General features: G+C 73.7%; 19 protein-coding genes. 6 read left to right on the top strand and 13 right to left on the bottom strand.

Annotated features, from left to right (window positions below; all coding sequences use genetic code 11):
• Positions 1 to 97: 97 nt before the first annotated feature.
• Positions 98 to 2023 carry an anthranilate synthase family protein gene (locus IH45_RS0109900; protein WP_030664599.1) on the top strand — a complete coding sequence of 642 codons (1926 nt, stop codon included), beginning with the start codon at positions 98 to 100 and terminating at the stop codon, positions 2021 to 2023.
• Here IH45_RS0109900 and IH45_RS0109895 read toward each other — a convergent pair.
• The 5 genes from IH45_RS0109895 to IH45_RS0109870 all read right to left on the bottom strand — a co-directional run bounded on the left by IH45_RS0109895 (position 1989) and on the right by IH45_RS0109870 (position 7278).
• Positions 1989 to 3005, bottom strand: coding sequence for a 2-hydroxyacid dehydrogenase (locus IH45_RS0109895; RefSeq protein WP_030664596.1), 1017 nt, complete (start codon positions 3003 to 3005; stop codon positions 1989 to 1991). The two genes, IH45_RS0109900 and IH45_RS0109895, sit on opposite strands and share 35 nt — an antisense overlap.
• 202 nt (positions 3006 to 3207) lie before the next feature.
• Positions 3208 to 4236 carry a 6-phosphofructokinase gene (locus tag IH45_RS0109890; protein WP_030664593.1) on the bottom strand — a complete coding sequence of 343 codons (1029 nt, stop codon included), beginning with the start codon at positions 4234 to 4236 and terminating at the stop codon, positions 3208 to 3210.
• Positions 4237 to 4478: 242 nt separating this feature from the next.
• Positions 4479 to 5150, bottom strand: a complete 672-nt coding sequence (locus IH45_RS0109880) for a response regulator (protein WP_030664591.1) — start codon at positions 5148 to 5150, stop codon at positions 4479 to 4481.
• Positions 5147 to 6385 carry a MacS family sensor histidine kinase gene (gene macS, locus IH45_RS0109875; protein ID WP_032917107.1) on the bottom strand — a complete coding sequence of 413 codons (1239 nt, stop codon included), beginning with the start codon at positions 6383 to 6385 and terminating at the stop codon, positions 5147 to 5149. Before macS ends, IH45_RS0109880 begins: the two co-directional genes overlap by 4 nt.
• A 107-nt stretch (positions 6386 to 6492) precedes the next feature.
• Positions 6493 to 7278 carry a lysophospholipid acyltransferase family protein gene (locus IH45_RS0109870; protein ID WP_030664586.1) on the bottom strand — a complete coding sequence of 262 codons (786 nt, stop codon included), beginning with the start codon at positions 7276 to 7278 and terminating at the stop codon, positions 6493 to 6495.
• Positions 7279 to 7514: 236 nt separating this feature from the next.
• On the opposite strand from IH45_RS0109870, the gene IH45_RS0109865 reads away from it, so the two are divergent.
• From IH45_RS0109865 to IH45_RS0109855, 3 genes are all read left to right on the top strand, one after another.
• Complete coding sequence (locus IH45_RS0109865) at positions 7515 to 8312, top strand: alpha/beta hydrolase (protein ID WP_030664584.1); 798 nt, start codon at positions 7515 to 7517, stop codon at positions 8310 to 8312.
• Positions 8299 to 9003 carry a hypothetical protein gene (locus tag IH45_RS0109860; RefSeq protein WP_030664582.1) on the top strand — a complete coding sequence of 235 codons (705 nt, stop codon included), beginning with the start codon at positions 8299 to 8301 and terminating at the stop codon, positions 9001 to 9003. The genes IH45_RS0109865 and IH45_RS0109860 overlap by 14 nt, the downstream gene beginning before the upstream one ends.
• Positions 9004 to 9133: 130 nt before the next feature.
• Positions 9134 to 10411, top strand: coding sequence for an SGNH/GDSL hydrolase family protein (locus tag IH45_RS0109855; protein ID WP_032917093.1), 1278 nt, complete (start codon positions 9134 to 9136; stop codon positions 10409 to 10411).
• Between the two features lie 7 nt (positions 10412 to 10418).
• Here the strand turns inward: IH45_RS0109855 and IH45_RS0109850 are convergent, their stop codons facing one another.
• From IH45_RS0109850 to IH45_RS0109825, 6 genes are all read right to left on the bottom strand, one after another.
• Positions 10419 to 11120 carry an endonuclease/exonuclease/phosphatase family protein gene (locus tag IH45_RS0109850; RefSeq protein WP_050514696.1) on the bottom strand — a complete coding sequence of 234 codons (702 nt, stop codon included), beginning with the start codon at positions 11118 to 11120 and terminating at the stop codon, positions 10419 to 10421.
• A gap of 102 nt (positions 11121 to 11222) precedes the next feature.
• Entirely contained in the window at positions 11223 to 12164 is a 942-nt protein-coding gene (locus IH45_RS0109845) for an ROK family glucokinase (RefSeq protein WP_030664573.1), read from the bottom strand.
• Positions 12165 to 12263: 99 nt separating this feature from the next.
• Positions 12264 to 12824 carry a DUF5304 domain-containing protein gene (locus IH45_RS0109840; RefSeq protein WP_030664571.1) on the bottom strand — a complete coding sequence of 187 codons (561 nt, stop codon included), beginning with the start codon at positions 12822 to 12824 and terminating at the stop codon, positions 12264 to 12266.
• A 100-nt stretch (positions 12825 to 12924) separates the two neighbouring features.
• Entirely contained in the window at positions 12925 to 14133 is a 1209-nt protein-coding gene (locus IH45_RS0109835; RefSeq protein WP_030664568.1) for an ArsA family ATPase, read from the bottom strand.
• A gap of 2 nt (positions 14134 to 14135) precedes the next feature.
• Positions 14136 to 14609 carry an SRPBCC family protein gene (locus IH45_RS0109830; protein WP_030664565.1) on the bottom strand — a complete coding sequence of 158 codons (474 nt, stop codon included), beginning with the start codon at positions 14607 to 14609 and terminating at the stop codon, positions 14136 to 14138.
• A gap of 140 nt (positions 14610 to 14749) precedes the next feature.
• Positions 14750 to 15514: a metallophosphoesterase family protein gene (locus tag IH45_RS0109825; protein WP_030664561.1), complete on the bottom strand. Its 765-nt coding sequence runs from the start codon at positions 15512 to 15514 to the stop codon at positions 14750 to 14752.
• A gap of 296 nt (positions 15515 to 15810) precedes the next feature.
• Here IH45_RS0109825 and IH45_RS0109820 point away from each other — a divergent pair, with 296 nt between their 5' ends.
• Positions 15811 to 17607, top strand: coding sequence for an AMP-dependent synthetase/ligase (locus IH45_RS0109820; protein ID WP_030664558.1), 1797 nt, complete (start codon positions 15811 to 15813; stop codon positions 17605 to 17607).
• Between the two features lie 66 nt (positions 17608 to 17673).
• Here IH45_RS0109820 and IH45_RS0109815 read toward each other — a convergent pair whose 3' ends face one another.
• Entirely contained in the window at positions 17674 to 18816 is a 1143-nt protein-coding gene (locus IH45_RS0109815) for a glycosyltransferase family 4 protein (RefSeq protein WP_030664555.1), read from the bottom strand.
• A gap of 156 nt (positions 18817 to 18972) precedes the next feature.
• Between IH45_RS0109815 and IH45_RS0109810 the strand changes: the two genes are divergently transcribed.
• Entirely contained in the window at positions 18973 to 20268 is a 1296-nt protein-coding gene (locus IH45_RS0109810; RefSeq protein ID WP_394298666.1) for a glycosyltransferase 87 family protein, read from the top strand.
• On the opposite strand, the gene IH45_RS0109805 is transcribed toward IH45_RS0109810, so the two are convergent.
• Positions 20244 to 21518, bottom strand: a complete 1275-nt coding sequence (locus IH45_RS0109805) for a hypothetical protein (RefSeq protein WP_078897398.1) — start codon at positions 21516 to 21518, stop codon at positions 20244 to 20246. The two genes, IH45_RS0109810 and IH45_RS0109805, sit on opposite strands and share 25 nt — an antisense overlap.
• Positions 21519 to 21536 lie beyond the last annotated feature (18 nt).

The following is a 21536-nucleotide window of genomic DNA, read 5'->3' as shown; positions in this document are numbered from 1 at the left end:
CTGATCGCGCGTACCCACCGACATCGCGAAGGCCGCCCGAGGGGCGGCCTTCCTGCTTGTCCGGGCCGTTCCCTCCCTCCTGGAAGGAACCGCCGACATGCCTCGCTCCACCCATGACGTCCTGCGGCGTCTGCTGTCCCCCGGCTGCCCGCCGTTCGCCCTGCTGCGCCGCCGCACGCCCGGCCGGCCCGCCGCCGACACCGTCGAGGTGCTGATCGGTGAGGTGACCGAGGTGCCACGGCTGGCCGACATCCCGCTCGGGGAAGGCGTGCCGGAGGGCGGCACGGCGGCCGCCGACGCGCTGGCACTAGTACCGTTCCGGCAGATCCGCGAGCGCGGCTTCGACGTCCGCGACGACGGCACGCCGCTGGCCGTGCTGCGCCCGGACGAGGCGTACGAGCTGCCGCTGGACGAGGTGCTGGCGCAGCTGCCCATGCACGAGGTGCGGGTCGAGGACGGCGCCTTCGACGTCTGCGACGACGCGTACGCCGGGATCGTCGAGCGGGTCCTGAAGGACGAGATCGGCACCGGGGAGGGCGCCAACTTCGTCATCCGGCGCACCTTCCAGGGGGAGATCCCGGGCTTCGGCACGGCCGACGCGCTGGCCCTGTTCCGGCGGCTGCTGGCCGGTGAGCGCGGCGCGTACTGGACGTACGTCGTCCACCGGCCGGGCCTGCGCACGCTGGTCGGCGCCAGCCCCGAGGTGCATGTGCGGATGTCCGGCGGGACGGTCGTGATGAACCCGATCAGCGGCACCTACCGCTACCCGGACGGAGGCCCGAGCGCCGAGCACCTGCTGGAGTTCCTGGGCGACCGCAAGGAGGTGGAGGAGCTGTCCATGGTCGTCGACGAGGAGCTGAAGATGATGTGCACCGTCGGCGACAAGGGCGGTGTGGTGGTCGGGCCGCGGCTCAAGGAGATGGCGCACCTCGCGCACACCGAGTACGAGCTGCGCGGCCGCTCCTCGCTGGATGTGCGGGAGGTGCTGAAGGAGACGATGTTCGCGGCCACCGTGGTCGGCTCGCCGGTGCAGAACGCCTGCCGGGTGATCGAACGACACGAGGTGGGCGGCCGGGGCTACTACGCCGGGGCGCTGGCGCTGATCGGCCGGGACGCGGGCGGCGCGCAGACGCTGGACTCGCCGATCCTGATCCGTACGGCCGACATCGACGCGGACGGCGGGCTGCGGGTCCCGGTCGGCGCCACGCTCGTACGGGCCTCCGACCCGCGCGGCGAGGTCGCCGAGACCCACGCCAAGGCCGCCGGGGTGCTCACGGCGCTCGGCGTGCGCCCCGCGCGGGACCGTACCGAGGACACCGCCGCACGGCCCCGGCTCGCCGACGACCCGCGGGTGCGCGCCGCCCTGGACGCCCGGCGCGCGGACCTCGCCCCCTTCTGGCTGCGGATGCAGAGCAGCGCGCCGACCGCCGCGCTGTCCGGCCACGCGCTGGTGATCGACGCGGAGGACACCTTCACCGCGATGCTGGCGCACCTGCTGCGCACCTCCGGGCTGACGGTGACCGTGCGCCGGTACGACGAGCCGGGGCTGCGCGAGGCGGCGCGGGCCCACGAGGGGCCGATCGTGCTCGGCCCCGGCCCCGGCGACCCGTCGGACACCGCCGACCCGAAGATGCGCCTGCTGCGCGCGCTGGCGGCGGAGCTGGTCCGCGGCCACCGGCACGGCCTGCTCGGGGTCTGCCTCGGCCATGAGCTGATCGCCGCCGAGCTGGGCCTGGAGATCGTGCGCAAGGAGGTGCCGTTCCAGGGCGCGCAGGAGCGCATCGACTTCTTCGGCCGCCCCGAGACGGTCGGCTTCTACAACACCTTCACGGCCCGCTGCGACGAGCCGGCGGTGGCGGAACTGGCCATGCACCGCGTCGAGCTGAGCCGGGACGCGGCGACCGGCGAGGTCCACGCGCTGCGCGGCCCCGGCTTCGCGGGGGTGCAGTTCCACCCGGAGTCGGTGCTGACCCTGGACGGCGCGGGGATCACCGCGCAGTTGCTGGCCGCTGTCCTGGTGTGACGAGGGTGTTCTCGTTGGTGCGGCCGGCCAGGTAGTCCTCGACGTTGCGTGCGGTGGCGTCGATGATCTGGCCGACCGCGTCCTCGGTGAAGTACGCCTGGTGCGAGGTGACCAGCACGTTCCCGAAGGTCATCAGGCGGGCGAGGGTGTCGTCGTGGATGACCTCCAGGGACTTGTCGAAGAAGAAGAGCCCGGCCTCCTCCTCGTAGACGTCCAGGCCGACACCGGCGAGCCGGCCCGCCTTGAGGGTCTCCACCAGCGCCGCGGTGTCCACCAGGCCGCCGCGGCTGGAGTTGACCAGGATCGCGTCGTCCTTCATGGCGGCCAGCGCGGCGCCGTCGATCAGGTGCCGGGTCGACTCCATCAGCGGCACATGCAGGCTGATCAGGTCCGACTCGGCGAACAGCCGGTCCAGGCCGACGTATTTCATGCCCAGCGCGGTGCAGTGCGGGTTCTCGGCGACGTCCCAGCCCAGCAGGTTCATCCCGAAGCCGTGCGCGATACGGGTGAACGCCTCGCCGATCTTGCCGGTGCCGAGCACGCCCGCGGTACGGCCGTGCAGATCGCGGCCGAGCAGCCCGTCCAGCCGGAAGTCGAAGTTGCGGGTGCGGTTGGCGGCCCGCACGATCCGGCGGTTGACGGCCATGGCCAGGCCCCAGGCGAACTCCGCGACCGAGTACGGCGAGTAGGAGGAGACCCGGCCGACGGTCACGCCGAGGTCGGCCGCGGCCTCCAGATCGATGTTGTTGTAGCCGGTGGAGCGCTGGGCGATCATCTTCGTGCCGCCGGCGGACAGCTCCTGGATCACCTCGGCGCACAGGTCCGCGTTGACGCTGACGCTGACGACCTCGTAGCCCGCGGCGATGGGGGCGGTGTCGCGGTTGAGGAAGACGTCGAGACAGCGGACCTGGTGGCGGCCGGCGAAGGCCTTCACCAGCAGCGGCCGCTCGTCCGCCTGCACGCCGAATGCGATGATCTCCACGGTGTCTCCCGACGTTGCCGGTCACTCGGTCCGGTCACCGGTGCCCCTTCTCCGACTTCTTCGGCATTTTGGGCATATGCGGTGACACGGCCGAATATACGGCGCCGGGCGCGGCCGGGCCGTCCGCGTGCCGGGCGCGGCGACATCCGGCGTCACGCGTCCGTCGCCACGGCCGGGCGCGCCGTACCGGCGGGCGGGCGGCTCAGCCGAAGAAGACCCCGGCCTCCGCGTACAGCCTCGGGTCGACGGTCTTGAGCTTCGCGGTGGCCTCCGCCAGCGGCACCCGCACGATGTCGGTGCCGCGCAGCGCCACCATCTTCCCGAAGTCGCCGTCGCGCACCGCGTCGATCGCGTGCAGGCCGAAGCGGGTGGCCAGCCAGCGGTCGAAGGCGCTGGGCGTGCCGCCGCGCTGGGTGTGGCCGAGCACCGTCGTACGGGCCTCCTTGCCCGTACGCTCCTCGATCTCCTTGGCCAGCCACTCGCCCACGCCGGTCAGGCGCACATGACCGAAGGAGTCCTTGGTGCCGTGCTTGAGGACCAGGTCGCCGTCCTTGGGCATGGCGCCCTCGGCGACCACCACGATCGGCGCGTAGCGGACCTTGAAGCGGGACTCGATCCAGCCGCAGACCTGCTCCACGTCGAAGCGCTGCTCGGGGATGAGGATGACGTTGGCGCCGCCGGCCAGCCCGGAGTGCAGCGCGATCCAGCCCGCGTGCCGGCCCATCACCTCGACCACCAGGACGCGCATGTGCGACTCGGCGGTGGTGTGCAGCCGGTCGATGGCCTCGGTGGCGACGCCGACGGCGGTGTCGAAGCCGAAGGTGTAGTCGGTGGCGGACAGGTCGTTGTCGATGGTCTTGGGGACACCGACGCAGGGCACGCCGTACTCGCCGGAGAGCCGCGCCGCGACGCCGAGGGTGTCCTCGCCGCCGATCGTGATCAGCGCCTCGACCTCCTCCTTGGCCAGGGTGTCCTTGATCCGGCGGACACCGTCCTCGTGCTTGAGGGGGTTGGTCCGCGAGGAGCCGAGGACCGTGCCGCCGCGCGGCAGGATGCCGCGTACGGCGGGGATGTCGAGCGGTACCGCGTCGCCCTCCAGCGGACCGCGCCAGCCGTCCCGGAAGCCGACGAAGCCGTAGCCGTACTCCTGGACGCCCTTGCGCACCACGCCCCGGATGACCGCGTTGAGACCGGGGCAGTCACCGCCGCCGGTCAGTACTCCGACCCGCATCGCTTCTTCACCTTCATCCCGTGAGGGGCCGCGCACCCGCCGGTGGCCGCGCGCGGCCGTGCTGTGCCGACGCCGGTCACGCTAATGGCGGGGCACGTCACCCAGGGATGGGGCGGAAGGCGAATTCCCCGGAAATGCCGGGGAGTTGGCGCGAAGCGTTCACTCGTACGAGCGGATGGCGCAGGGCGCGTACGGTGTCCCGCGCGCCGCGCGGGCGGCGTCACGCCCCCCGCGGCGCGGGGTCACGACTCGTCCAGGCCGCGTTCTATCGCGTACCGCACCAGCTCGACGCGGTTGTGCAGCTGGAGCTTGCCCAGGGTGTTCTGCACGTGGTTCTGGACCGTGCGGTGCGAGATGACCAGCCGCTCGGCGATCTGCTTGTACGACAGGCCCTTGGCGACCAGGCGCAGCACCTCGGTCTCCCGCTCGGTCAGCCGCGGCGCGCCCGGCTCGTCCTCGGCGGCCGGGGCCGGCTCGGTCGCCAGCCGGCGGTACTCCCCCAGGACCAGCCCTGCCAGGCCCGGCGTGAACACCGGGTCGCCGGCCGCCGTCCGGTGCACCGCGTCCACCAGCTCCTCCGTGCTGGCCGACTTGAGCAGATAGCCCGTCGCGCCGGACTTGACGGCCTCCAGCACATCGGCGTGCTCGCCGCTGGCGGACAGCACCAGCACCCGCGGCGCCGGGCCGGCGCCCACCAGCTGCCGGCAGACCTCCACGCCGGGCAGGCCCGGCAGGTTCAGGTCCAGCACCAGGACGTCGGGCGCGGCGGCCTGCGCCCGGCGCACCGCCTGCGGCCCGTCCCCGGCCGTGGCCACCACCTCGAACCCGGCCTCGGCCAGGTCGCGGGCGACCGCGTCCCGCCACATCGGGTGGTCGTCGACCACCATCACCTTCACGCCGCGCGCCTCGCTCATGCCGTGCTCCTCCCCCGCTTCCCGCCCCCGGGCACCGCGCCGCCCTTGGGGACCTTCAACTCCACTTCCGTGCCCTGGCCGGAGACCGAGATCCAGTCGGCGCTGCCGCCCAGGTCGCGCAGCCGGCCGCGGATCGACAGGGCGACCCCGAGGCGGCCCTCGCGCTCGGCGTCCGCGAGCCGCCCCTCGGGGATGCCCGGGCCGTCGTCGCGCACCGTCACGATCACCTCGTCCGGCTCGTCCTCCACCAGGATCCACGCCTGTGCCCCGGCACCCGCGTGCACCCGCACATTGTCCAACGCGGCACTGACAGCGGCGGCCAGCTCCGCCGCGGCGGCGGCCGGGAGCACGACGGGCGCGCCGGGCTCGGAGAACGTGACGCGCGCGCCGGCGTGCGGCGCCAGCAGGGCCCGTACGTCGCAGGGCCCGGCGTCCGGGCCGTCCTCGGCGCACGGCACCGGCGCGGCCAGTGCCTCCTGCGGGGTGCGGACCGCGTCGTCCGCGGCCCCCGGGACGGCCGTACGCGGCGGCGGTACCAGCCCGCTGGAGACCAGCGTGCGCAGCGCGACCTCCTGCTCGCCCGCCATCCGGCCCAGCTCGGCCGCCTCGCCGCCGATCGCGGTGCCACGCCGCTGCACCATGGCCAGGACCTGCAGGACGCTGTCGTGGATGTCGCGGGCCAGCCGCTCCCGCTCGCGGGTGGCGGCCTCGATCTGGAGCGCGCGGGCGAGTGTGCGCTCACTGGCGCGGGCCACCTCGACCACGTAACCGATGGCGACGCTGGCCACCCACACCAGCACCACGTTGTGGATGGTGTCGCGGGCGAGCTCCTGGCGCTCGACCAGGTTGACCACGGCGACCAGCGCGGAGGCCACCGCGGCCCACCGCCAGCCGCCCTTGATCGCGAAGCCGAGCACCGCGCCCGCCGTCCAGATGGAGGGCAGGGTCGCCGCGCCGTCCATGATCCGCTCATGGCTGTCCGCCACGAGGGTGAGCAGGATGCCGCCCAGCGCGAACGACAGATCGCCGATGAGGAAGGCGCGGGTGCAGCGCTCCGCCGAGGTCGTACGGCGCCAGGTGAAGGCCATCCACACGGTCAGCGCCGTCATGTAGGCGGCGGCGACGGGCGGGTGCGCGTACTTGTTGTACGAGAACGCGAACAGGACCAGGACGTAGACCAGGGTCATGACCCGGTAACCGGTCAGCGCCCGCCACAGCGGAAGCTCCACGGACATCCGGACCGGCCGCCGCGGCCGCCCGGCGCCCCGGTCCGCCGCCTCCACGGCCGCGGACCGTATCTCTGCCTCTGCCATCTCGCCCCCACCCCTGTGCCGGGGCGCGACTACGCCCCGGATCCGGTCCGGCCCTGCTGCCCCTTGCCGGTCTTGGCCGTCTTCCCGGCCTCGGCCTTCTCGGCCTTTTCGGCCTCGGCCTTCTTCTTGGCCGCCTCCGCGATCTGCCGCTTCGCGGCGGTCGCGTAGATGTCCACGTACTCCTGGCCCGACAGCTTCATGATCTCGTACATGACCTCGTCGGTCACCGAGCGCAGGATGAAGCGGTCCCCCTCCATGCCGTGGTAGCGGCTGAAGTCCAGCGGCTTGCCGATGCGGATGCCCGGCCGGATCATCTTCGGCATCACCTTGCCGGGCGGCTGCACCTTCTCCGTGTCGATCATCGCGACGGGGATGACCGGGGCGCCGGTGGCCAGCGCCACCCGGGCCAGGCCGCCCGGCTTGCCGCGGTAGAGGCGGCCGTCCGGCGAGCGGGTGCCCTCCGGGTAGATGCCGAACAGCTCACCGCGCTCCAGCACCTCGATGCCGCTCTTGATCGCCGCCTCGCCCGCCCCGCGCGCGCCCGAGCGGTCCACCGGCAGCTGGCCGACCCCCTTGAAGAAGGCGGCGGTCAGCTTGCCCTTGACGCCCGGCGAGGTGAAGTACTCGGCCTTGGCGATGAAGGTCACCTTGCGGTCGAGCACCGCGGGCAGGAAGAAGGAGTCCGAGAAGGACAGATGGTTGCTCGCCAGGATCGCGGGTCCCGTCGCGGGGATGTTCTCCAGGCCCTCCACCCAGGGACGGAAAGCCAGCTTCAGCGATCCGCCGATGGAAAACTTCATTGCGCCGTAGATCAACCCACTGCCTCCTGTGTCCGACGCAAAGACCTTAACCTGCCCCGACGCCCCCCTCTCCTCGAAGGTCCGCTCCGCCTGCGGCGAACGCGGCCCCGCCGGGTACGGGCCGGGGCGTACCGGCGGCAGGCGGGGCACGGGGTGCCTTTGGACCTATCCGCCCGGCGCCGCTCCGCGTACGCTTCCAGTAACCCGTGCAACCCGTTGCCGCCCGGCCCCTCACCGATCGGAGACCCCCGGTGCCGCTGCTTCCCGGAGCCGAGCCGTTCCGCCGCGACGGCGGCCCGACCGGCGTCCTCGTCTGCCACGGATTCACCGGCTCCCCGCAGTCCGTGCGCCCCTGGGCCGAGTACCTGGCCGACCGCGGCCTGACGGTCTCGCTGCCGCTGCTGCCGGGGCACGGCACCCGCTGGCAGGACATGCAGCTCACGACCTGGCAGGACTGGTACGCCGAGGTCGACCGCGAGCTGCGGGCACTGACCGGGCGGTGCGAGCGGGTCTTCGTGTGCGGCCTGTCGATGGGCGGCGCGCTGGCGCTGCGGCTGGCCGCCCAGCACGGCCCCGCCGTCAGCGGCCTGGTCCTGGTCAACCCGGGCAACAAGGTGCACGACGCGGCGGCCCCGCTGCTGCCGGTGCTGCGGCACGTGGTGCGTACGACCAAGGGCGTGGCCGACGACATCGCCAAGCCCGGCGCCCACGAGCTGGGCTACACCCGGGTGCCGCTGCACGCCGCGCACTCGCTGCGCCGCTTCTTCCGGGTCGTCGACGCCGAACTGCCCCGGGTCACCCAGCCGTTGCTGGTGCTGACCAGCCCGCAGGACCACGTCGTACCGCCCGCCGACTCCGAGCGCATCCTGAGCCGGGTGTCCTCCACGGACGTACGGCAGACGCTGCTGGAGCGCAGCTACCACGTCGCCACGCTCGACCACGACGCCGAGCGGATCTGCCAGGAGACCTACGACTTCATCGCCCGTCTGGCGCCGAGCGTGCGCGGGGGCGTGGAGAGTGAGGAGACGGCCGCCAGTGGTGGAGCGTAGCCCCCGCGACCCCCGCGATCCGCTGGACGAGGAAGCCGCCTGGGCCGAGATAGTGGCCGGGTACGGCGAGGCGCCCGCCTTCCCCGACGAGGACGGGCCGGTCTCCAGCACGGACCGCGGCAGCGCCGACGGCCCGTCCGGCGACCGCACCGCCGGTCCGGGCACGGACCGCGCGGACCGCGGCCGTACGAACGAGGACCGCCCGGACGGCGCGGCGCCGGCCGGCGGAAAGCCGCCCGAGAAGGCGGGCCCGGGGCGTGCGGACGGGGACGACAGCGGGCTGACGGTCGAGGAACGGCCGCGCAGCGAGCCGTCCCCCGGCGCGCCGGGGCGGCCCGGCGGCGACTCCGTCGGCAGCTTCGTGGTCTTCGCACCCGGCGTCGGGCCGCGCGACTGGTCGGCGAAGGAAGCGTCCGACGACGACTTCGACGGCACGGACGAGGGCCACTTCGAACCGCCCGAGCCGCCTCCGCTGCCCAAGGCCGACGTGACGGCCAAGTTCGCCTGGATCGCGGTGCTCGGCGGGCCGCTGCTGCTGGTGCTCATGGTGCTGTTGCAGCAGCCCGTCACGTGGTGGATCACGCTGCTGGGCATCGGCGGTTTCCTGGGCGGCTTCGCCACGCTCGTGGCCCGGATGAAGCACGACGACGAGGACGAGGAAGACCTGCCGGGCGGCGGCGCGGTCGTCTGACCGCCCCCGCACGGCAGCCCCGCCTTCCTTCGGGCGGTTTACCCCCGCCCGCCGGGTGTCCTGACCGCCGGTGACCCTCCGACCGGAGATGATCACGCCGAGTATCCGGCCGTGTCTCCGGGAGGATTCCATGCGTCATCCGCTCGTGTCGTCATGCCCACGTCCACGCCGCCGTACCCGGGTCGCCGCGGCCGCCGTCACCGTCGCCGCGGTCACCGGGCTGCTGGCCACCGCCCCCGCGGCGGCCGGTCCGCCACAGGAGGGGCAGCCCGCCGCGCCGGGCGCCGTGGTCTCCCTCGGCGACTCCTACATCTCCGGCGAGGCCGGGCGCTGGGCGGGCAACTCCGACGCCAACCCGGCCAACTTCCCCCGTATCGACGCGCTCGGCCCCACCGCGTACTACGACAACGCGCGCCGCACCGCCGAGCGCATCCCGAAGTGCCACCGCTCGCGCTCCGCCGAGATCCACCTCGGGCTGCCCGGCACCGAGAGCGAGAACCTGGCCTGTTCCGGCGCCCGTACCGACTCCTTCCTCGCCCCGCGGGGCGTCGCCAAACCGGGGCTGGACTTCTCGGACGCGGCGGGCGTGCCGGGCCAGGCCAAGCAGCTGGAGGAGTACGCCCGCGACCACCCGGTGCGGATGGTCGCGGTCTCGGTCGGCGGCAACGACTTCCGCTTCGGCGACGTGGTCACGTCCTGCGTCCTGGCGTACCTGAGCCCGGTGCCGAAGTCGTGCAGCCAGGACGCGGCCAACCGCGCCCGGTTCACCGACCGGGCGGTCGAGCAGCGCGCGGGCGACATCGCGGGCGGGCTGCAGAACGTACGGCGGGCGATGCTGCGGGCGGGCCACGACCCCGACGAGTACGACGTGATCGTGCAGAACTACCCGGCACCCATTCCGCACGGCCGCGACTTCCGCTACCCGGCGGCGTTGGGCGCGCGCCAGACGCTGGGCGGCTGCGCTTTCACCGACCGGGACGCCGACTGGGCGGTGGACAGCGTGCTGCCCGCGGTCAGCCGCGCGGTCGAGCGGGGCATCGACAAGAGCGGGCTGACCAACGTCCGCTTCCTCGACCTGACGCACAGCTTCGACGGGCACCGCCTGTGCCAGCGGGGCGTCGGGCTGGTCGATCCGGTGCGCGGCACGGTGAGCCGGTGGACCGACCCGGGGGCGTCCGACAAGACCGAGTGGATCAGCTGGGTACGGACGGTCAGCGCGGTGCTGCCGCCGTTCCAGGTGCAGGAAGCCCTGCACCCCAACCACTGGGGCCAGTTGGCGCTGCGCAACTGCCTGCGGCAGGCGTACGCCGGCATCGACTCGGCCAAGGCCCCCAAGCACCGGCTCACCTGCACCGGCGGCGGCCCGGGCCGCAACGAGCGCGGTGAGCCGCGGATGAAGCTGTCCTGAGAGCGCCTCAGGCTGCCGGGACCCGGAGGGCGGCCAGCACCGGGAGGTGATCGGTCGCCGCGAGGAGGTCGCCGTGGCTGACGCCCGGCAGATCACGCGGCACGCCGCAGCCCAGCACCTCGACGCCCTCGGTGGTGAACACGGCGTCGATGCGCTGGTGCGGGTCGTGGGGTGTGGAGGTGAACTCCCCGCCCCACGGCGCCGCCGCCCAGGCGTCGGTGAGCGAGCCCGCCAGCCGCCGGAAGGCACGCCCGTCCGGCCGGTCGTTCAGGTCACCGGCCGCGACGGCGTACGGGGTGTCCAGCGCGCGCAGCCGCTCCAGCAGCAGGCCCGCCTGGTCGTGGCGCTCGGCCGCCTGGAGGCTGAGGTGGCAGCTGAGCAGGCCGAGCCGGGCGCCCCCGATCCGTACCACCGCGGTCGCGAAACCGCGCTGGTGCAGGCCGGGGGTGCGGGGCAGCAGCACGTCCTCGGTGCGCTCCACGTGGGCGCGCAGCGAGGACAGGATCATCGGGCCGGCCGCGGTGGCGCCGCCCGTCACATGCACCAGGTCCGTCGCCCGGCACAGCGCCGCCACGCTCTTGCGCCAGCGGAAGAACCGCGGCGCCTCCTGCACGAACACGATGTCCGGGGCGCAGGCCCGGATCACCCGGGCCAGCGCCGCGCGGTCGTCGCGCAGCGAACGGACGTTGTAGCTCAGCACACGGAGCACGGCCGAGCCGCTCCGCTTCGCTCCGTCCCCGCCCGATGCGAGGTCCTCGGAAGCGGAGCCCGGCTCGGTCCCTGAGGCGGGCAGCTCGGCCGGCACCGCGGGTCAGCCCTGGCGCGCCAGGTCGGCGGCGCCGACGAGACCGGCCTTGCCGCCGAGCTGGGCGGCGAGCACCTGCGCGTGCGGGCGCCACTGGTTGCCCACCAGCCAGCGGCGGAAGGACTTGCGGATCGGGTCGAGGACCAGTTCGCCCTCGTCCGAGACGCCGCCGCCGACGATGAAGGCGGACGGGTCGAAGAGCGAGGCCAGGTCGGCCAGGCCCGCGCCGGCCCAGCGGGCCAGCTCACGGAAGGAGTCGATGGCGACCGCGTCGCCCTGGCGGGCGGCCGCGCTGATGTGCCGGCCCTCGATGCCCTCGGAGGTGCCGTCGCCCATCGACAGCAGCACCTCGGCGTTCTCGGGGGTGGCGAAGGCGCGCTGGCGGGCGTAGCGCAGCAGGGCGCGGCCGGAGGCGTACTGCTCCCAGCAGCCCTGGCTGCCGCAGCCGCACAGCAGGCCGTCCGGTACGACGCGGATGTGGCCGAACTCGGCGGCGACGCCGAACCGGCCGCGGCGCAGCTTGTTGCCGATGATGATGCCGCCGCCCAGGCCGGTGCCCAGGGTGATGCAGATGACGTCGCTGTGGCCCTGGCCGGCGCCGAAGCGGTACTCGCCCCAGGCCGCCGCGTTGGCGTCGTTCTCGACGACGACGGGCAGGCCGACGCGCTGTTCGACCTTGTCCTTCAGCGGCTCGTGGCGCCAGTCGATGTTCGGTGCGAACAGGACGGTGGCCCGCTTCTCGTCCACATAGCCGGCGGCTCCGATGCCGACGGCCTCGACCTCGTGGTCGGCGCCGACGGTGCGGACCGCGTCGGCGATGGCCTCCGTCAGCTCGTCGGTGGCCTGCGGGGTCGGCACCTTGCACGTTTCGAGGATCGTGCCCTCTTCGTCGACCACGCCGGCCGCGATCTTCGTGCCGCCGATGTCGACGCCGATGGTGAGTCCCATGTGTCCCTCAGTTATTGGTCGTACCCCGCCGCGTACAACGGTACCGGAGTGGGGGGCGCCACCCGCGCCCTCCCGGCCGAGAGGGGCCGTGCGCGGGCCTCAGTCGAGGTCGATCCGCTCGGTGCCGGCCGGGCCGTCGTCGTCCCGGCGGGGGCCGTCCGCGGTGTCGCGCTTGTCGCGGATGTCGTGGACGGTGCCGGCGTCACGGCCGTCCCGGCCCGTCTCCGGGTCGGCGGCGTCGCGCGGGTCGGCCGTGGCGGCCTCGTCGGCGGCCTCGCGGGTCCAGCGGCTCTCGCTGTTCTGGACGGCCGAGCGGTAGGCGGCCAGCAGTTCGGAGCCGGCGGCGGCGAGGTGGTCGAAGACCTCCGGGTTGCGCTCGACGACCGGCTCCACGACGGCCTTGGCCTGCCGGAACAGCTGCTGTACGGCGCCCTGCGCGGCCATTCCGGCGAGCGCGCCCGGCAGCTGGATGCCGGCGAGCTTGTCGGTGACGGCCTCGGCGAGGCGGCGCAGTTCCTCGGCGGCGCTGCCGGGCGGCGGGCCGTACTGCGCGCGGCGGCGGGCCTTCTCGGCGGCCAGGTCCTCGGCGCAGGCCGTCTCCCAGGCATCGGCGTCGAACCGGTCCGTACGGTCGGCGGGGCGCTCGGTGGCATCGCTCATGGCGGACTCCTGCGGCGAGGCGGATCTGCCGCCGCGCGGGTGCGGCGGAATTCGAGGCGGTGCTGCTTCTCCCGACGTTACCCGAACGGCGGTGTGCCGTTCACAGACCGCGGGGCCAGAGGGCGGGGTCGGGCGTGAAACGGATGTGCAGCGCGCCGTCGCGCAACCCCGCTCCGGAGACCGAGCAGCGGCGCAGCGCGGAGGGCAGGGTCCGTATCCGCCGGAAGCGGCCGGCGGTCACGATCACCTCGTCGCCGCGCCGCAGCAGCCCGAGCCCGTCGCGGTCGGCGCCCGGCAGCGGCACCCGCCACACCAGCAGGCCGTCGGAGGCGAGCCGGTCCTCCACCGTCCACGGGTCCCCGGCGTCGCCGGGCGCGGCCGGTTCCCCGGCAGCGCCGCTGATCAGTGCGTCCAGTTCCTCGACGCCCTCGGGGTCGCGGCCCAGGTGCGGCACCTCGATCACCGGCGCCTCGGGGAACTCCTCGCGCAGCGCCTTGAGCGCGCTCTGCTGCTGTCCGGAGAGCCCGGCCAGGAAGGGGTCGGACGAGCCGGTGGGCAGCAGCCGGTTGGCGACGACGGCGTCGGTGCGGTGCCCGAACAGGGCGAGGCCGGAGCGCACCTCGCGCAGGTCGGCGACGGCTCCCGGGCCCGCCTCGGTGACGATCCGTACGGTCGTGCCGGGGTGGTCGATGACGGCCTGTACGGCGGCGAGTTCGTGCTCCCAGCGCTCGGCGGCCTCGTACAGCTTCTGCGTGGGCAGCTGCACCCCCGCGAGCTGGGCGAGCACCGGCCGCAGCGCGCGGGCGGCCTGGCGCTCGGGCGGCAGCAGGCGGCGGAGGTAGCGGCGGGCCTGCTCGGGCAGCGCGAGCAGGGCAACGGTGTCGGCGGCGGGCGGCATGTCGACGACGACCGTGTCCGGGCCGTCGGGCCCGGCCCCCGCTTCGTGTGCCGCGCGCACCTCGTGGAGCAGGGCGAACGCCTCGGCGCCGGGGAGTTCGGTCAGTTCGTCCTCGTCCAGGGGCGCGGCGCCGAGCAGGTCGAGGGCGGTTCCCGCGCGCTCCTGGAAGGCCAGCGCCTCGCGGCGGAAGTGGTCACCGGCGTCGACGCAGCGGATGTGCAGGCCGGGGACGACGGGCACCGGGCCGTCGCCGGGGCGGACGGGCCGGATGCCCAGGACGCGTTCCGCCGCGCCGCCGCGGGCGGTGAGCAGCAGGACGCGCTCGCCGCGCCGGGCACCGGCCAGGGCGGTCGCGGCGGCGATCGTGGTGCGGCCGGCGCCGCCGGGGCCGGTGACGAGGACGGTGCGCATGGTCAGCGGCTCTTGGCCTCGCCGGCGGGGGCCGCGGGGCCGTTCTCGACGCGCTTCTTCAGCCCGTCCAGGGCGCGGTCGATGATGACCTTCTCCGCCTTGCGCTTGATCATGCCGAGCATCGGGATCTTGACGTCCACGGTGAGCTGGTACGTCACTTCGGTGTGCGCGCCGCCGGCCAGCGGGACCAGCCGGTAGGAGCCGTCGAGGGTGCGCAGCATCTGGGACTTCACCAGCGACCAGCTGACCTCGTGGTCGCTGATCCAGTGGTAGGCGAGGGTGTGGTCGTCCTTGATCGCGCCGGCGTCCAGCACCAGCCGGACCTGCTCGGCACGGCCCTGCTCGTCCTTGCTGAGGATCTCGGCTTCCTTGACCTCGCCGGTCCAGTCCGGGTAGCGGTCAAAGTCGGCGATCACTCCCATCACCTCGGCGGGTGCCGCCTCGATCGTGATGCTAGAGCTGGTGTGTTCGGCCATCGCCGTGACTCCTCCATGCCGATTCGTGCCGGTCCGCCAGACGCGTATCCCTGCTGCTGAAGGCTACCGCGCGGGGAAAGCGCCCCGGACAGGCTCCCCGCTGGTCCCGGCCGTTCCCGGAGAAGGTCCCGGGAAGGCCGTCACCACTCCATGACGTACGGCGTTCCCGTCGCGTTGAAGTGCCCGACGTTGACGCACTCGGTGGCGCCGACGCGCACCCGCGGGGCCAGCGGCTGGTGCACGTGTCCGAACAGCGCGTAGCGGGGGCGGGTGCGGCGGATCGCGTCCAGGAGGGCGGCGCTGCCGCGCTCGAAGCGCCGGGCGACGACGTCGTAGCACAGCTCGGGAATGTCCGGCGGGATGTGGGTGCACAGCACGTCCACCTCGCCGACGGCCTCGATCTTGGCGGCGTACTCCTCGTCGCTGATCTCGTACGGGGTCTTCATCGGCGTCGTCAGCCCGCCGCCGACGAACCCGAAGACCCGGCCGCCGATCTCCGCCCGCTCGCCGTCCAGGACGGTGGTGCCGGGCCGCGCGTATTCGGGCCACAGGTGCGGGAGGTCCACGTTGCCGTACGTGGCGTACGTCCGGTCCGGGAAGGCGGCGAACAGTTCGGCGTACTGCCGGCGGACGGCCGCCTCGATGACGGCCATCCGGCCGCCGCCCTCGCGTTCGATGTCGCCCCACAGCCGCCGGCCCAGGGCGCGTGCTTCCTCGAAGCGGCGGGCGGTACGCAGTTCGACCAGCCGGTGGGCGTTCTCGACGCCGAAGAGGTCGGGGAAGATGCCGCGCGAGTGGTCGGCGTAGTCGAGGAAGAGGACGAGGTCGCCCAGGCAGACCAGGGCGTCGGCGCCGTCGCCCGCCCTGGCGAGGTCCGGTCCGTTGCCGTGTACGTCGCTGACCACATGCACTCGCATGACGTCACCCTAGATCGAACGGCGTACCGCCGGGAGAGGGGTCCCACCTGCGGTTACTTCCCGGTCACCGAAAGCCTGGTCTAGTCTGCGCTGAGCAGTCCCCAGGCGTGTCCCACGGCGCGGCACACCGCTGTGACGCATCGAACATCTGGGCGTACACCCCTATCCCAAAAGCAATACCGGTGGGTAACGTCCGGGCAGTCCAACACCCCCCTGCCTGATCATGGACCGCAGCCGGCCAGCACACAGCGTCGTGACGCCGGCGCCAATGAGGAGCAGCAGTCTTGCGCGAGTTCAGCCTTCCGGCCCTGTACGAGGTCCCCGCGGACGGCAACCTGACGGATCTGATCCGCCGCAATGCCGCGCAGCACCCCGATGTCGCCGTCATGGGCCGCAAGGTCGACGGGCGGTACGAGGACGTCACCGCCACCGAGTTCCTGGCCGAGGTGCGGGCCGTCGCCAAGGGTCTGATGGCCACCGGGATCGAGCCGGGCGACCGGATCGGCCTGATGTCGCGCACCCGCTACGAGTGGACGCTGCTGGACTTCGCCATCTGGAGCGCGGGCGCGGTCACCGTCCCGGTCTACGAGACCAGCTCCGCCGAGCAGGTGCAGTGGATCCTCGGCGACTCCGGCGCCGTCGCCTGCCTGGTGGAGACGCCCGCGCAGGAGGCCGCCGTCGAGTCCGTACGGGACCGGCTGCCCGCGCTGGAGAACATCTGGCAGATCGAGCGGGACGCGGTCGCCCGGCTGCGCGCGGCCGGCGAAGGCGTCACCGACGCGGAGGTGGACGAGCGCAGCGCCCTCGCCGACGCGGACTCCCCCGCCACCATCGTCTACACCTCCGGCACCACCGGCCGGCCCAAGGGCTGTGTGCTCACCCACCGCAGCTTCTTCGCCGAGTGCGGCAACGTCGTCGAACGCCTCAAGCCGCTCTTCCGCACCGGCCACTCCTCGGTACTCCTCTTCCTGCCGGTGGCGCACGTCTTTGGACGGCTGGTGCAGGTGGCCTCGGTCATGGCGCCCATCAAGCTCGGCCACGCCCCCGACATCAAGAACCTCACCGACGACCTCGCCTCCTTCCGCCCCACGCTGATCCTCGGCGTCCCCCGGGTCTTCGAGAAGGTCTACAACTCGGCGCGGGCCAAGGCGCAGGCCGAGGGCAAGGGCAAGATCTTCGACCGGGCCGCCGACACGGCCATCGCCTACAGCCGCGCGCTGGACACCCCGGCCGGGCCCGGCCTCGGTCTGAAGCTCAAGCACAAGCTCTTCGACAAGCTGGTCTTCGGCAAGCTGCGCGCGGTGCTCGGCGGCCGGGCCACCCACGCCATCTCCGGCGGCGCGCCGCTGGGCGAGCGGCTGGGCCACTTCTACCGCGGCATCGGCTTCACGGCCCTGGAGGGCTACGGCCTGACGGAGTCCTGCGCGGCCACCGCCTTCAACCCGTGGGACCGGCAGAAGATCGGTACGGTCGGCCAGCCGCTGCCCGGCTCGGTGGTCCGCATCGCCGACGACGGCGAGGTGCTGCTGCACGGCGAGCACCTGTTCACCGAGTACTGGAACAACGAGGCCGCCACCAAGGAGGCGCTCTCCGACGGCTGGTTCCACACCGGTGACATCGGCACCCTCGACGAGGACGGCTACCTCGCGATCACCGGCCGCAAGAAGGAGATCCTGGTGACGGCGGGCGGCAAGAACGTCGCCCCGGCCGTCATCGAGGACCGCATCCGCGCGCACGCGCTGATCGCCGAGTGCATGGTGGTCGGCGACGGCCGCCCGTTCGTCGGCGCGCTGGTCACCCTCGACGAGGAGTTCCTGCCGCGCTGGGCGGCGGAGAACGGCCGCCCGGCCGGGCAGGGCGTCACCGAGCTGAGCAAGGACCCGGAGCTGCTGGCCGCGGTGCAGCGGGCGGTGGACGACGGCAACGCGGCCGTCTCCAAGGCTGAGTCGGTGCGCAAGTTCCGCATCCTGCCGACGCAGTTCACCGAGGAGTCCGGGCACGTCACGCCGTCGCTGAAGCTGAAGCGGAACGTGGTGGCGAAGGACTTCGCCGAGGAGATCGAGGCGATCTACCGCGCGTAGCGCCCCGGGGACACACACGCCGGGCGGCCGGGTCTTCCCCGGCCCGCCCGGCGTTCGCGTACCGGCCTACAGCAGTTCCTTCAGCCGCTCCGCCAGCAGGTCCCAGCGCCACTTCTCCTCCACCCAGGCCCGGCCGCGCTTGCCCATGCGACGGCGGGCTTCCGGGTCCTTCAGGAGGGCGATGATGCGCTCGGCGGCCACGGTCGGGGAGCCGCCCGGGACGACATATCCCGTCTCGCCGTCCAGTACGGCGTCCGGCGCGCCGCCGGAGTCGCCCGCGACGACCGGGAGCCCGGTGGCGGACGCCTCCAGGTAGACGATGCCCAGGCCCTCGACGTCCAGGCCGCCGCGCCGCGTGCGGCACGGCATCGCGAAGACGTCGCCGGCGCCGTAGTGGGCAGGCAGTTCCTCCCACGGGACGGCTCCGGTGAAGCGCACCGAATCCGCGACGCCCTTCTCGACGGCGAGCGCGTGCAGCTGCTTCTCGTACGGGCCGCCGCCGACGATCAGCAGCACCGCGTCCGGCACGTCGGCCAGGATGCGGGGCATCGCCTCGATCAGGGTGTCCTGCCCCTTGCGCGGAACCAGCCGGGAGACGCAGACGACGACCGGCCGCCCGGCGAGTCCGAGCCGGGCCCGTACCTCGTCGCCGCCCGAGCCGGGGTGGAAGGTCTTCTCGTCCACGCCGGGCGGCAGTTGCGTCATCCGCCCGGCGGCGGCCGGGGTCAGCGCGGCGGCGATCCGCGAGCGGGTGTACTCGCCGAGGTAGGTGATCGTGTCGGTGCCCTCGCCGATCCGCCGCAGCAGTTGCCGGGAGGCGGGCAGCTGCGCCCAGCCCGCCTCGTGCCCGTGCGTGGTGGCCACGATCCGGCGCGCGCCCGCCCGGCGCAGCGCCGGGGCCATCAGGCCGAGCGGCGCCGCGGCCCCGAACCACACCGAGGAGCAGCCGTGGCGGCGCAGCAGGGCGGTGGCGGTGCGGGTCACCCGGGGCGTCGGCAGCAGCATCGTCGTACGGTCCCGTACGACCGGGAAGGGCTGTTCGGCGTCGAAGCGGGCGGTGGCGGCGACGCCCTCCTTGCTCCGCTTCCAGGTGGAGGCGTAGACGACGACCCGGTCCGGGTCCAGGCGCAGCGCCATGCTGTGCAGGAAGGCCTGGATGCCGCCGGGGCGGGGCGGGAAGTCGTTCGTGACGATCAGCGTCTTGTCCATTGCCCTCGCACAGTACCGGGTCGCCGGACACGGCCGGTGAGGGCAACCCCGGCACGGACGTGACTCGTCTACGGTCGTGACAGGCCGTCGTGCGCGCGTCCGGGCGGGCGGCGACGGGACGCGGCCGGACTGCGACAGGACGGCGGCAGGGCGACGATGGACGGGGACGAGGTGCCGATGACCAGGGCCGGCAGCCGGCCCCCGTGGGACGCCGTGCGCGCCGTGGCGCCGCCGGTGGCGGCGTGGGCCGCGACCCGGGCGGTGCTGCTGTTGTGCGTGTTCAAGGTGCTGCTGCTGCCCGGGCCGGACGTGACCAGCGACATCTCCGGCATCTACCACGGCTGGTTCGAGGTCCTGAGATCCGGCAGCTTCCCGCACGACGACGTGACCTGGCAGTATCCGCCGGCCGCCGCGCTCGCCGTACTCTCCCCCGGCCTGCTGCCCTTCCTGGACTACGCCTCGGCCTTCTTCCTCCTGGCCTGCGCCGCCGACGCGGCCGCTTTTTCACTGTTCCTGTACGCGGGCCGGCGGCCGGGCAGACGTCTCACCGGCGCCTGGGTGTGGACCGCGGGAGTCGCCCTGCTGGGCCCGACCGCGTACTCCCGGTACGACCTGATGGTCACGGCCGTGGCCGTCGCCGCGCTGTTCGCCGCCGCCGGCCGGCCGCGCGTCTCCGGTGCGCTGGTCGCCTTCGGCGCGCTGCTGAAGGTCTGGCCGGTGCTGCTGCTGACCGGCGCTCCCCTGCGGGGCCGCCGGGCCCGGAGCCTGTGGGGCGCGGCGGCCGTCGGCGCACTGGCGATCACGCTGCTGCTCGTCGCCTGGGCCCCTGGCGGGCTGGCGTTCCTCACCTTCCAGCGCGACCGGGGTACGGAAGTGGAGTCGCTGGGCGCGCTCGTCTTCCATCTCGCCCGGCAGTTCGGCTGGGACGGCGAGGTCCTGCTGAATTACGGCTCGGTGGAATTCGTCGGCCCGTACGTACCGCTGGTCAGCTCCCTGGCGCTGGTCCTGACCGCGGCGGCCTTCGGCTGGCTGCTCCTGTGGCGGCTGCGCGCGCGGAAGTTCACGTCCGCCACGCTCGCCGACGCCGCCTTCACCGCCCTCCTCCTCTTCGTCACCACCAGCCGGGTCATCAGCCCGCAGTACATGATCTGGCTGGTCGGCACGGCAGCCGTGTGCATGACGAGGCGGGCCGGCCGGATGGGACTGCCTGCCGTCCTGGTGCTGCTGGCGGCCGGGGCGACGCTGCTGGAGTTCCCCATCTGGTTCGCGGACGTGGTGACCAGTCAGGGGCCCGGCGTCGCCCTGCTGGCCGTACGCAACGGCCTGCTGGTGGCCGCCTCGCTGGTCGCCTGCCGCAGGCTGTGGCGCTCTACGGTGACCGGGCAGCGGCGGCGGGGAGAAGACCACCCCGGCGCCACCGCCGCCCGTCAGCCCAACTGCTCGGCCACGTAAGCCCGCCACCGCCGGGTGAACTCCGCCGGGCTGACACCCAGCTGGTCCCGCATCGCCTGCCCGGCACTCTCCTCGTCGCCGCGGCCCACCGCCCGGTAGAAAGCGCCGAGCGTCCGCTCGCCCCACTTGTCGGCGATCATGCGGCAGGCCAGCCAGCCGCCCTCGTAGGCACGGGCCAGCTGCCGGGCACTGCGGCTGAAGCGGAAGTCGCCGTCGGCCGGGAGCCGGGACGGGGGCGCGCCCTTGGCGACCGCGTGGGCCAGTTCGGGGGCGGTGGCGGCCGGGCGGCTGCCGCCGCGGTAGGCGGCCCAGTCGGCGAAGCCCTCGGAGAGCCACATCGGAGTGGCGGAGGTGGTGTCCGTACGCGTGGCGACGTGGGTGGTCTCGTGCGTCAGCACGACCTGCCGTCCGGTCTCGGACAGTTCGCCGTACGCCTCCGGATTGACGACGACCCGGTCGGCGGGGGCCGCCGGAGCCGGGCCGGACTCGCCGGTCGTCACGGCCGCTATGCCCCGGTAGCCCGCCGGGTCGGTGGCGTTCAGCAGCTCCGCCATCCGCTCCAGCGACTGCGGCGCCTCGACCACCACCCGCCCGGCCCACTTCCCGGGCCACGCCCTGCCGACGGCGGGCACCGCCGCGTCCGTACGCTCCGCCAGTTCGCGCAGCGCCGCGGTGCCGCGCCCGACCCCGAGGACCAGGCTGTGCCGCCCCCGGACGACCTCGACCGGCCCCTGGTCCCACAGCTGGCGCGCGCTGCGCCGCCCGCCCACGGCGCCGTCCGAGTCCGAGCTGATCCGCCACCGGCCGCCGCGGTCGGTGAAGGTCAGGTACTGGACGGCGGTGACCGGCGCGCTGTCGTACCCGGTGAGCCGGTAGCGCAGCCGCACCTCGGCCGCCACCCGCCGCCCGTCCGCGCCGACGACCGCGGGCAGCCCGAACGCGTCGGTGCGCACCAGCTCGTACGACCAGGCGGCCAGCGGCACCCGCGCGAGGTTGGCGAACATCCGGCGCTGCTCGGCGCGGTACCCGGCCGCGCGGGGGTCGACCGAGGCGAGGAAGGCCCCGGTGTCCCGGTTCCGTACGGCCGCGGCGCGCTGGTCCAGCATGCGCTGGATGCCCGGCGGGGCGGCCTGCGCGTCGGCCGGTCCGTCGCAGCCGGTGAGCAGCGACAGCAGCGCCAGCGGCAGGGCCGCGCACAGCGCCACCCTGATCCCCCGCACCGACTGCCGCCGTACCTGATGACCTGCCACGCGGCTGATCGTAAGCAC

The organism is Streptomyces rimosus subsp. rimosus (genome assembly GCF_000720725.1).
Classification (GTDB): Bacteria; Actinomycetota; Actinomycetes; order Streptomycetales; family Streptomycetaceae; genus Streptomyces; species Streptomyces rimosus_A.
This window is presented reverse-complemented; position numbering and strand designations above follow the sequence as displayed.